The sequence below is a fragment of the Kitasatospora aureofaciens genome, from assembly GCF_019192735.1.
In the GTDB taxonomy this organism is placed as follows: Bacteria; Actinomycetota; Actinomycetes; order Streptomycetales; family Streptomycetaceae; genus Kitasatospora; species Kitasatospora aureofaciens_A.
Window position 1 is genome coordinate 123958 of sequence record NZ_JAHTKP010000010.1, and the last position, 12767, is coordinate 136724.

Sequence of the window (12767 nt, forward strand, 5' to 3'; positions counted from 1 at the left end):
TTCGTGGTTCAAGAAAGAAATGAGGTCCGTCGTCGGCGGACGGGAATTGAGGAACTGCGACGTGGCTCTCGACGGTACCCGCAGGACACCGCCACGCCGGATGTGCATCAACAACTCGGATATGGCCGGGTGGCCGGGCCCGGGCGCCAAAGCCACGGACGGACCCCGTGTGGGCCCGCCCGGGCTCCGGCGGCCGCCGGCTGCGTTTCGGACGGAGCCGATCAGTCGTCCAACTCGGCGAGGAGGTCGTCCAGTTCGTCCTGGCTGACGTCGACGAGATCCATGTCCGAGGGCGTGTGACGCACCGTCACTCCGCTGTCGGCGTGCTGCGCCAGCACCTGCAGGGCCCTGGTCCAGGAGTCGGCGAGGTCTTCGACCAGCGCCTGGTCGAGCAGTGCCGACGGCCACTGCCAGACGACCGCCAACTCCGTTCCGCCGGGGCGGTCCTGGGCGGAGGCGGTGACCTCCAGCGCGTGGGCGACCGGCATCCGCGGGTCCTCGCCGCCGATCGCGCCCGCCTCCGGGGCGAGCGCCCAGTCGGCGGCCTCCGGAGCGGCCGTCGTGTTGAAGCGGCCGAGGTAGTTGAAACCGATCTGCGGCTCGGCCAGGCCACGCAGCGAGGGCGCGGTGTCCTGGTTGAGGTACCGCAGCAGGCCGTAGCCGATCCCGCGGTCGGGAATCGCCCGCAGCTGCTCCTTGGTCCGGGCGAGGAGGTCGCCCAGCGCCGCTCCGCCGGCCCAGACGTCGGCCCAGTCCACTCGGCCCGGGTCGAGCACGACCGGATACATGCTGGTGAACCAGCCGACCGTGCGCGACAGTTCGGCGTGCTCCACGATCTCCTCCCGGCCGTGCCCCTCCAGTGCCACCAGGAGGCCCTGGGTGGAACCGCCGAAGCGCCGGCGGCGCCAGTCGGCGACGGCGAGGGTCATGCCCGTGAGCAGCACGTCGTTCACCGACGCGTTGAACAGCGCGGGCAGGCGCGTGAGCAGGACCTCCGTGGTGTCGGCCGGAAGCGACCGGGTGACCGTACGCGCGGTGCCTGTGAGGTCCCGAGCCGGATCCACGGTCAGCTCGGCCAGCGGGGCCGGAGCGCCGGAGAGCCGGTGCCGCCAGCCGGAGAGCTCGGCGAGGCGTTCCGCCCGCGCCGCCTCCTCGACCAGCGCCCGCGACCAGTGGCGCAGCGAGGTGCCGACCGGCTGGAGTTCCGGCGTGCGCCCGGCGCTCACCGCCGCCCAGGCCTGTACCAGATCCGGCAGCAGGATCCGCCACGAGACGCCGTCGACGACGAGGTGGTGCGCCGCGAACAGCAGTCGGCCGCGCTCCTGGGGGCCGGCGTCGAACCAGACGAACTGGAGCATGACGCCGTCCTCCGGGGCGAGTCGGTCCAGGGCCGACTCCCCGTGCTCGGTGAGGGCCGCCACCCGGCCGGCTTCGTCCAGCCCGGCGATGTCGACGCACTGGATCAGGCCGTCGGCCCGGACCGTACCGGGCCGCGTCACCTCCAGCGTCCACTCCGACTCGGTCCTCCTCAGCCGCGCGCGCAGGGCGTCGTGGTGGTCCAGCAGCGCCTGCAGGGTTTCGGCGAGCCGGTCCCGGTCGAGCCCGGCCGGGGTCTGGAGCACCATCGACTGGTGGAACCGGTCGACGGGGCCGCCCCGCTCGCGCAGCCAGCTCATGATCGGGGTGGCCGGCAGCTCGCCGACGCCGTCGTCCTGGACCACAGGGGCGGCCTGCGCGTCGTCGGCGACCGCCGCGAGCGCGGCGACGGTCTGGTGCTGGAACACGTCGCGCGGCCTGAGGACCAGCCCGGCCTTGTGCGCCTTGCTGACGAGTTGGATGGAGACGATGCTGTCACCGCCGATGTGGAAGAAGTTGTCGTCCACCCCGACCTCCGGCAGACCGAGCACCTCGGCGAACAGCCCGGCCAGCAGACGCTCCGCCTCGGTACGCGGTTTGCGGCCCGCGACGACCTCGCCGAAGTCCGGTGCGGGCAGCGCCCGCTCGTCGAGCTTGCTGTTGACGGTCATCGGCAGCGCCCGGAGCGGCACGAAGGCCGCCGGAACCATGTGCTCCGGGAGGGACTGTCCCGCGTGCTTGCGCAGCGCCTCGGGGTCGACCTCGCCACCTGCGGCCGACACCACGTACGCCACCAGCCGGCGTCGGCCGGGCTGGTCCTCCCGGACCCGGACGACGGCCTGGCCGACCTCGGGGCCGGCCAGCAGGCAGGCCTCGATTTCGCCGAGCTCGATCCGGAAGCCGCGGATCTTCACCTGGGCGTCCGCGCGGCCGTCGTAGCGCAGTTCGCCGTCAGCGTCCCAGTGGGCGAGGTCGCCGGTGCGGTAGAGCCGGGAGCCGGCCGGGCCGATCGGGTCGGCCACGAAGCGCTCGGCGGTAAGGCCGGGCCGGTTCAGGTAGCCGCGGGCAACACCCGCACCGCCGACGTACAACTCACCGACGACGCCGGCCGGTACCGGCCGCAACGCCCGGTCCAGGACGTACACGCGGGCGTTGGCGACCGGGCGGCCGATCGGCGGCGCCTCGCCGTCCGCGGTCAGCGGCCGGCTCATGGTCGCGGCGACCGTGATCTCGGTCGGCCCGTAGGCGTTGACCATCCGCCGGCCGGGCGCGAACCGGGCCACCAGGTCCGGCGAGGTCGCCTCGCCGCCGACGATCAGGGTCATGCCGGCCGGGATCCCGTCGTCGGGCAGCGCGGCCACCGCCACCGGCGGGATCAGCGCGTGGGTGATCTGCTCCCGCGCCAGCAGCTCGACCAGGTCGGGGCCGGGCGCCAGCCGCTCGGCCGGTGCGAGCACCAGGGTGGCGCCGGACAGCAGAGCCATGGCGAGGTCCCAGAAGGCGGCGTCGAAACTGGAGGACGCGAACTGCAGCACCCGGCTCCCGGGCCGGACGTCGCACCGCTCGGTCTGGGTCGCCAGCAGGCCGGCCACGCCACGGTGGGTGACCACGACGCCCTTCGGTCGGCCCGTCGAGCCGGACGTGTAGATGACGTAGGCGGGGTGGTCCAGCAACGGCGCGGCGAACGGACGTGTCCGCGCCTCGTCGAGCTGGTCGACGGAGTCGAGCAGCAGCTGCGGCACATCAGCGGCCGGCAACCGCCCGGCGACCTCGGCGGCCGTCAGCAGCAGGGCCGGCGCACTATCGCTCAGCAGGTAGGAGATGCGCTCGGCCGGGTAATCCGGGTCGACGGGCACATAGGCGGCGCCCACGCGCATCACCGCGAGCAGGGCCACCACCAGTTCCGGCGAGCGGGGCAGCGACACGGCGACGATCGTCTCGGCGCCGATGCCCCGGGCAGCCAGCAGCCCCGCCAGCCGCTCGGCCCGTTCGTCCAGCTCCGCGTAGGACAGCTCCCGGCCCTCGAACCGCAGCGCCGGCGCGTCCGGTGTCCGCGCCACCCACTGGGCGAACAACTCCGGCACGGTCGCCACGGGCGCTGTCCGCGCCGCGTCGTTCCAGTCCTCCAGCAGGCGTTCGCGCTCGCCGGGGAGCAGGACGTCCAGCCGGTCGACCAGCACCTCCGGGTCGGCGACGACCGCGCCGAGCAACCGTGCGAAGCGGTCGACGAACCGCTCGACGGTGGGGCGGTCGAAGATGTCGGTGTTGTAGAGAACCGTACCGCCGATTCCCGCCGGGGCCCCGTCGGTGCCGTGGTCCTCGGTGAGGTCGAAGGACAGGTCGACCCGAGCAGCGTTGATCGCGAACGACGGGTTGCTGGTGGTCAGGCCGGGGAGGTCCAGGACCGCCCGGTCGTTGTTCAGCAGGTTGAGAGCGACCTGGAACAGCGGGTTGTGGGCCAGTGAACGCTCCGGATTGATCAGCTCCACCAGCCGCTCGAATGGCAGGTCCTGGTGCGCGTACGCGGCCAGGTCACCCTCCCGGACCCGGTCCAGCAGTTGCCGGAAGCTCGGCGAACCGGAAACGTCCGTCCGCAGAACCAGCGTGTTGACGAAGTAGCCGACGAGTTCCTCCAGCGCGTGGTCGGTGCGCCCGGCGACAGCGGTGCCGATCGGGATGTCGGTTCCCGCGCCGAGCCCGGACAGCAGGGCGGCCAGACCCGCCTGCACGGTCATGAAGAGGCTCGCGCGGCTGGTGCGGGCAAGGTCGAGCAGGCCGCGGTGCACGTCGGGGTCGAGGCGGAAGGCCAGTACGCCACCGCGGTTGCTCGGGGTCGGAGGCCGGCGGCGGTCTGCGGGAAGGACCAGCTCCTTGGGCGCGCCGTCCAGCGTCCGGCGCCAGAACTCGGCCTGCCGCGTGATGACGCTGTCCGGGTCGTCCTCACTGCCCAGCACCTCGTGCTGCCAGAGCGTGTAGTCGACGTACTGCACCGGCAGCGCCGCGAACTCGGGCGCCCTGCCCGCCCGCCTCGCCGCGTACGCGAGCGAGAGGTCCCGGCTGAGCGGTGCCATCGACCAACCGTCACCGGCGATGTGGTGCACCACCACGAGCAGCACGTGGTCCTCCTCGCCGAGGGCGAAGAGCCGGGCCCGGATCGGGATCTCGGTGCCGAGGTCGAAGCCCTCGGCGGCGGCCTCGCTGAGCGCCGCCTCCAGCCCCTCCTCGGCGACGTCGACGACGGGCAGCTCGGGAACCACGTCGAGTACCAGCTGGCGGGGGCGGCCCAGGACTTCGGGGAAGACGGTCCGCAGGCTCTCGTGCCGTGCGACCAGGTCGGCGAAGGCCGCCGCCATCGCGGCGCGGTCCAGCGGCCCGGCCAGCCGGACCGCGACCGGCAGGTTGTAGATGGAGCTGGGCCCCTGCAGCCGCTCAAGGAACCACTGCCGACGCTGGGCGAAGGAGAGCGGCACCTCCTCCGGCCGCTCGTGCACGGTGACCGCGCGCCGGGCCCGCTCCGCGGCGCCGGCCAAGGCGGCCAGGCCGGCCGCCGTCGGCGACTCGAAGAGGTCACGCACGCTCAGCTCGACGGCGAGGACCGTACGGATCCGGCTCACCAGCTTGGTGGCAAGCAGCGAGTGGCCGCCGAGCTCGAAGAAGTTGTCGTCGACGCCGGCCTCGGGCAGGCCGAGCACCTCGGCGAACAGTCGGCAGAGCGCCGCCTCCTGCGGGGTGGACGGGGCCCGCCGTCCCGCGTCCGGCTCCGGAGCGGGCAGCGCCCGGCGGTCGAGCTTGCCGTTCGGCGTCAGCGGCAGCGCGTCCAGCGCGACGACCGCCGAGGGCACCATGTACTCCGGCAGCGTGGCGGCGACGTGCCTGCGCAGCTCGGCCGCGTCCGGGGCGGTACCGCCGGTTCCCGCGACGACGTAGGCGACGAGCTGCTGCGCCCCAGGACGGTCCTGCCGGGCGAGGACAGCCGCCGCCGTGATGCCGGGGTGGGCGAGCAGCGCCGACTCGATCTCGCCCAGTTCGATCCGGAAGCCGCGGATCTTGACCTGATGGTCGATTCGGCCGACGTACTCGATCTGGCCGTCCCAGGCCCGCCGCACCAGGTCGCCGGTGCGGTAGAGGCGGGAGCCGGCCGGGCCGTACGGGTCGGCGACGAACCGCTCGGCCGACAGCCCCGGCCGGTTCAGGTAGCCGCGGGCCAGGCCCGCGCCGGCCAGGTACAGCTCACCGACCACGCCCTGCGGGACCGGGGAGAGCAGCTCGTCCAGGATGTACACCCGGTCGTTCCACACCGGCCGGCCGATCGGCGCGGTGCCCGGCCACTTCCGGGGGTCGGCGGGTAGGGCCGTGCCGGTGACGACATGGCTCTCGGTGGGGCCGTAGTGGTTGTGCAGCCGCACGTGCGGCCGGTCGGCGCAGAACGCCCGCAGCCGCGGGGTGAGCACGAGCGCCTCGCCGGCCTGCGCGATCGTCCGCAGCCCGGCCAGCGCGACACCGCTCTCCTGGGCGGCTTCGGCCACGGCGTCGACCACCAGGTTCGGGGCGTACAGCTCGTTGATCCGCTGCTCGTCCAGCCACCGGGCGAAGGCAGCGGCGTCGCGGCGCACGTCCTCGTCCGGTACGACCAGGGTCTTGCCGGTGAGCAGCGTGGTGAGGATCTCCTGCGCCGAGACGTCGAAGCTGATCGCGGTGAACTGCGCGACGCGGTCTCCGGCGGAGCCGCCGACCTCGGCGTGGTGCCAGGCCGTCAGGTTGGCCATCGCCGCGGCCGGCATGACGACGCCCTTGGGGCGGCCGGTTGAGCCCGAGGTGTAGATGACGTACACCGGGTGGTCCGGCCGCAGCGCGGCGGTGCGGTCCGCGTCGACGAGGTCGGTTTCCGCCTGCCCGGCGAGTGCGGCGGCGGTGGCCGGTGCGTCGAGTTCCAGGAGCGGCGCCTGCTGCTCGCCGGGCAGGACGCCGCTGTTCGTCAGCACCACCGCGGGGGACGCGTCGGCGAGCATGAAGGAGATCCGCTCGGCCGGGTAGCCGGGGTCCAGGGGCAGGTAGGCGGCGCCGGCCTTGAGCACGGCGACCACGGCGACGATCAGGTCGAGCGACCGCGGCAGGGCGATGCCGACCGTGGACTCGGGACCGATGCCCCGGGCGGTGAGGAGCCGGGCGAGCCGGTTCGCCCGCGCGTTCAGCTCCGGGTAGGACAGTTCGGTGCCGCCGTGGATGACCGCCGGGGCCTGCGGCAGGGCGCGCACCTGGCGCTCGAACAGCTCCGGCAGGGACGCGGCATCGATCTCCCGCGCGGTCCGGTTGTCCCCGCTCAGCAGTTGGTGGCGCTCGATCGGGTCGAGCACGTCGAACGATCCGATCGGCAGCTTCGGGTCTTCGACCGCCGCCGCCAGGACGCGGGTGAACCGGTCGGCGAGGGCCTGCGCCGTCTCCCGGTCGAACAGGTCGGTGCTGTACTCGATCCAGCCCGCGAGGCCGTCCGCCGAACCGTCCGCAGCGCGCTGCTCCGTCAGCCCGACGAACAGGTCGAACTTGGCGGTGCCGGTGACGTGGTCGTACGGTGCCACCCGCAGCCCGGGCAGGGCGAGTTCGGCGGGCCGGTTGTTCTGGACCGTGAACATCACCTGGAACAGCGGGTGCCGGGCCAGCGAGCGCTCGGGGTTGAGCAGCTCGACCAGGCGCTCGAACGGCACGTCCTGGTTGGCGTACGCGGCCAGGTCGGTCTCCCGCACCTGCTGGACCAGTTCACGGAACGTCGGGTTCCCGGACGTGTCCGTCCGCAGGACCAGGGTGTTGAGGAAGAACCCGACCAGCGCGTCGACGGCGTCGTCGTTGCGGCCGGCGATGGGGGTGCCGATCGGGAGGTCGGTGCCCGCGCCGGAGCGGGACAGCGTCACGGCCAGGGCGGCCTGCGCCACCATGAAGAGGCTGGCCTGCGAGGTGCGCGCAAGGCCGAGCAGCTTGCGGTGCAGGTCCTCGTCCAGATGGAACTTGACGGTGTCGCCCGCATAGCTGGCGACGGCCGGACGCGGCCGGTCCACCGGCAGGTTCAGCTCGTCCGGCATGCCGTCCAGGGTCGCGGACCAGAAGGCCAGCTGCTGTGCGGCGGAGCTGTTCTCGTCCTGTTCGTCGCCGAGCACCCGCTGCTGCCAGAGGGTGTAGTCCGCGTACTGCACCGGCAGCGGGTTCCACCGCGGCGCGGCGCCCTCCAGCCTCGCCGCGTACGCGGTCGAGAGGTCGTGTCCGAACACGCCGAGCGACCAGGCGTCGCCGACGATGTGGTGCATCACCACCAGCAGCACGAAGGACTGCGGCCCGGTCCGGAACACCCGGACCCGCAGCGGGATCTCCTCGGAGAGCCGGAAGCCGACCGCGGACGCCTCGCCCACCGCGGCGGTCAGCTGCTCGGGCGAGGCACCGGTGAGGTCGACGAGTTCGAGGTCGAGCGCGACCTGCTCCGGCGCGAGCACGTGCTGGTACGGGTCCCCCGCCAGGTCGGGGTAGACGGTGCGCAGGCTCTCGTGCCGGCCCAGGACGTCGTGGAACGCCTGGCGCAGGGCGTCCAGGTCGAGCTCTCCGGTGAGCCGGACGGTGAGCGGCACGTTGTAGATCGACTTGGTGCCCTCGAACCGGTCCAGGAACCAGAGCCGGCGCTGGGCGAACGACAGCGGCACGCGCTCCGGGCGCGGCTCGGCCTCAAGGGCCTGGCGCCCGCGCACCGCCCCGCTCAGCCGGCGGGCGATGCCGGCGGGCGTCGGGGTCTCGAACACCTCGCGCATCGACAGGTCGGCGCCGAAGACGGCACGGACCCGGGTGACCAGGCGGGTGGCGAGCAGCGAGTGGCCGCCGAGGTCGAAGAAGACGTCGTCCACGCCGACGGCGGCCACGCCGAGCAGTTCGGCGAACAGCGCGCAGAGGATCTCCTCCTGCGGGGTGCGGGGGCCGCGGCCGGCCGGCTCGGCCAGGGTGTCGGGCTCGGGCAGGGCCTTGCGGTCCAGCTTGCCGTTGGGGGTGAGCGGGAGCTCGTCCAGCGCGACGAACGCCGAGGGCACCATGTAGTCGGGCAGGGCCGCGCTCGCGAACTCGCGCAGCACCGCCGGCTTGGGCACCTCGGCGCCGGCGACCGGGACGAGGTAGGCGACGAGTCGCTTGTCGCCGGGCACGGGCTCGCGCACCCGGACGACGGCCCGGTCGATCTTCTCGTGCGCGGCCAGGGCCGACTCGATCTCGCCGAGTTCGATGCGGAAGCCGCGGATCTTCACCTGGTCGTCGACCCGGCCGGCGAACTCCAGGACGGCGCCGTCGCCGTCGGTGTTCCAGCGGACCAGGTCGCCGGTGCGGTACATGCGCTGCCCGCTGCCCGCGAACGGGTCGGCGACGAAGCGCTCGGCGCTGAGGCCGGGCCGGTTCAGGTAGCCGCGCGCGACACAGGGACCGGAGACGTACAGCTCACCGGTGACCCCGGGCAGCACCGGGCGCAACGCGCCGTCGAGCACGCGCAGTTCGGCGGTGCCGATGGCGGTGCCGATCGAGGGCACGGCCGCGCCGGACAGCGGCTCGCTCATCGACGCGCAGACCGTGGTCTCGGTCGGCCCGTAGGCGTTGATCATCCTTCGGCCCGCGGACCACGCGGCGACGAGCTCCGCCGAGGACACCTCACCGGCGACGAGAAGCACGCGCACGCTCGGCAGGTCGCCGGCGCTCAGCACGGCGAGCGCGGCGGGCGGGATGGTGGCGTGCGTGACGCGCTGTTCGGCGACCAGGTCGACCAGGGCGCGGCCGGGCTGCAGCCGCTCCGCCGGGGCGAGCACCAGGGTGGCGCCGGTCAGCAGACTCGTATAGGTCTCCGCGACCGCGGCGTCGAAGCTCGGGGAGGCGAACTGCAGCACCCGGCAGCCCGGTCCGACGTCCAAGCGCTCCACGTGGGTGGCTGCCAGGCCGGCCAGGCCGGTGTGCGTCACCACCACGCCCTTGGGACGCCCGGTGGAGCCCGAGGTGTAGATCACGTAGGCCGGGTTGGCCGGCGACAGCGGGGCGGTCCGCTCCCCCGCCTCGATCTCGGTCGCGGGGCGGGCGGCGATCTCGCGCGCGGTCGCCGGATCGTCCAGCACGATCCGGTCCGCCGGGCAGGAGTCGGGAACCACCGCCGCCGACTCCTCGGTGGTCAGCACCAGCGCGGGCCCGGAGTCGGTGAGCAGGTAGGCAATCCGGTCCGCCGGATAGCCGACGTCCACCGGCAGGTAGGCGGCACCGGCCTTGAGCACCGCCAGCATGGCGACGACCAGCTCCGGGGAACGGGGCAGGGCGAGGGCCACGATCCGCTCCGGGCCGACCCCCCGCTCGATCAGCGTGCGGGCGAGCCGGTTCGCCCGCGCGTTCAGCTCCGGGTAGGACAGTTCGGTGCCCTCGTGGGCGAGCGCGACGGCCTCCGGGTGGCGGCCGACCTGCTCGGCGAACAGCGCGGGGATCGTCGCACCGGCGGCCAGCGGACGCGCGGGAGAGCCGAGGGCGAGCATCCGCTCGCGCTCGGCTCCGGACTGGACCCGCAACCGGCCGACCGCCTGGTCGGGGTCGTCGGCGAACGCCTCCAGCAGCAGCCGCAGGCGCTCCCCGATCGCCTCGATGTCCGAGCGCCGGAAGACCTCCTCGCGGTAGCCGAAGCTCAGCCGCAGCACATCCCCGGGCAGGGCCGCGATGCTCAAGGGGTAGTGGTTGGCGTCGGTTCCGCGGGCGCCGGCCAGCGTGAGGTTTCCGGGCAGCTCCGTCAGGTCCTCGCCACCCAGCGGGTAGTTCTCGGTGACCGTGATCGTGTCGAACAGGGTGGACAGGCCCGACGCGCGCTGGATGTCCGGCAGGCCGAGGTGGTGGTGCGCCATCATCCCGGACACCTGGCGCTGGACCGAGCTCAGCGCCGCCAGCAGGGATTCCTCGGGACGCACCCGCAGGCGCAGCGGCACCGTGTTGATGAACAGGCCCACCATGGTGTCCATACCGGGTAGCTCGGCCGGGCGGCCGGAGACGGTCGTGCCGAACACGACGTCGTCCCGGCCGGTCAGCTGGGCGAGCACGAGTCCCCAGCAGCCCTGGAACACGCTGTTGAGGGTCAGGTCGTTGCGGCGCGCGGTCTCCCGCACCCGCGCGGTCAGCTCCTCGGGCAGGGTGACGACGAGGGAGCCGGGGACGGCGGTCGCCCCGGTGTCGCCGGGCGCGATCAGGGTGGGCTCGTCGATGTCGCCGAGCTGCTCCCGCCAGGCGGCCTCGGCCGCCGGCCGGTCCCGCTCCGCCAGCCAGCCGAGGTAGTCGCGATACGGCGTCACGGCCGGCAGCCCGGAGGCGTCGCCGTGGCGCTCGTAAATGTCGAACAGCTCGTACAGGAGCCGGGCGGTGGACCAGCCGTCGAGCAGGATGTGGTGGGAGCTGAACATCAGTCGGTTGCTGCGCTCGCCCTTCTTGACGAGCGTGAAGCGCAGCAGCGGCCCGGAGGTCAGGTCGAACCGGTGGGCGGCGTTCTCGGCGGCGAGCCGGTCGAGCTCGCGCTCCTGCTCCTCGCCGGAGAGCCCGGTGAGGTCGAACTCCAGCCACGGCACCTCGACTTCACGCGGAATCACCTGGACCGGCCGGCTGAGCTTCTCGTACCGGAAACTGGCCCGCAGGTTAGCGTGCCGGCGCAGCAGGGCGGCGACCGAGTCGCGCATCGCCTCGGCGTTCAGCGCACCGTCGAGGTCGATGACGAGCTGGGCCACGTAGACGTCGAGATTCTGCCCGTCGTACAGGGCGTGGAACAGCATGCCCTCCTGCATTGGCGACAGTGGAAGGACATCGTCGATGGCTGCTCGCGTCATTGAGGAACTCTCCACTCGTCACTCCGGATTCGAACTGTCCAGGCCGGCGGGGCACCTGAGCCCACCACCAGTCGCGAGCGGCCAGTCTGCTTTCACGCCGGAAAGCCCGACAACGGCGCTGTAAAAACTTCGTTCTGCGCTTCGAGGGGGCCCGGATCGCGGCGTATCGAAGATTTCTCACTGGCGCTGCCGGGAGCCTGCGCCGCGTGTTCCCATCGGTGTCCCGTGCGTACCCGCCGAACGCCCACGGGGAGTTCTGTCGGCACATGGTGAAAGGGGAGCACGGTGACGGGCTCCGGACTGCTGACCCGCTATTGGATGTTCAGCGACGCATACACACAGGATCCCTATCCCTTCCTCGCCGAGCTGCGCAAGGAGCAGCCGGTGTGCAAGGTGGAAACCCCGGACGGCGTACGGGCCTGGGTGGTGAGCCGGTACGAGGACGTGCGCGCCGCGCTCTCCGACCCCCGGCTCGGCCGCGACATCGGCAAGCTCTACCGGGCGCTGGGCAAACAGCTCGGCCAGGAGATCAAGCCGGCCGATGAGATCAGCAACCACCTGGCCAACTCCGACCCGCCCCGGCACACTCCGCTACGCAAGGCGCTGACCTTCGCGTTCACGCCGAAGCGGGTGCGTGACCTGCGGGACGGCTGGGAGAAGGTGGTCGACGACCTGCTCGACGAGATGGTGCGCACCGGCAACCGCGACCTGATCTCCGGCCTGTCCGAGCCGCTGCCGATCATCACCATCGCACAGCTGATGGGCGTTCCGGACGCCGACTGGCCCCGGTTCCTGGTGTGGACGAACACCCTGCGCCGGGTGGACGCGGCCGATCCGACCGGCATCATCGCCGAGCACACCCGGCAGCTGTCGGACTACCTGAAGGAGCTCATCGCCCGCAGGCAGGAAACTCCCGAGGACGACCTGCTCTCCGCCCTGGTGCACGCCGACGAGGACAAGCGGCTGGACGCCAAGGAGGCGCTGTCCACCGCGTTCGCGTTGATGACCGGCGGCAACGACACCACCACCAGCCTGCTGAACGGCGCGTTCGCCGCACTGCTCACCCACCCCGACCAGGCGCGGAAGATCGCCGAGGACTTCGACCTGCTGCCGAATGCCGTCGAGGAACTGCTGCGCTACACCAGCCCGTTGATCAACTCCCTGCAGCGGGTGACTCTGGAGCCCATGGAGCTGTGCGGGGTGGAGATCCCGGCGGACGAGATCATCATCATCTCCCTGGCCGGGGCCAACCGCGATCCGCAAGCCTTCCCCGACCGCCCGGACGAGCTGGACGTCACCCGGGCGCGGCCGGCCCACGTCAGCTTCGGCCACGGCATCCACTACTGCCTCGGCAGTCACATGTCCAAGGCCCTCACCGAGCTCGCCATCCGGCGGGTGTACGAGCGCTTCCCGGACGTGCGACTGGCCGTCCACCCGTCCGAGGTGCGCTACCGGCCGGGCCTGATGGTCCGTCCGATGATCGACCTGCCGGTGGTGTTCCAGCCGACCGCGTGAGTCCGGCGCACCACCGGGGCCCGGGATTTGCCACGGCGAGTTCCG

Annotated in this window: 2 protein-coding genes; one reads left to right on the forward strand and one right to left on the reverse strand. The window is 72.6% G+C overall.

What is annotated here, in order from left to right:
* Window positions 1-221 precede the first annotated feature (221 nt).
* Window positions 222-11207: a non-ribosomal peptide synthetase gene (locus tag KV557_RS13345; protein ID WP_218200099.1), complete on the reverse strand. Its 10986-nt coding sequence runs from the start codon at window positions 11205-11207 to the stop codon at window positions 222-224.
* Window positions 11208-11492: 285 nt separating this feature from the next.
* Here KV557_RS13345 and KV557_RS13350 point away from each other — a divergent pair, with 285 nt between their 5' ends.
* Window positions 11493-12722, forward strand: coding sequence for a cytochrome P450 family protein (locus tag KV557_RS13350; protein ID WP_218200100.1), 1230 nt, complete (start codon window positions 11493-11495; stop codon window positions 12720-12722).
* Window positions 12723-12767: the final 45 nt, after the last annotated feature.

Coding starts and splice junctions, on each gene's coding strand:
- KV557_RS13345 (WP_218200099.1), bottom strand. CDS start 11,207: ATGACGCGAGCAGCCATCGACGATGTCCTTCCACTGTCGCCAATGCAG.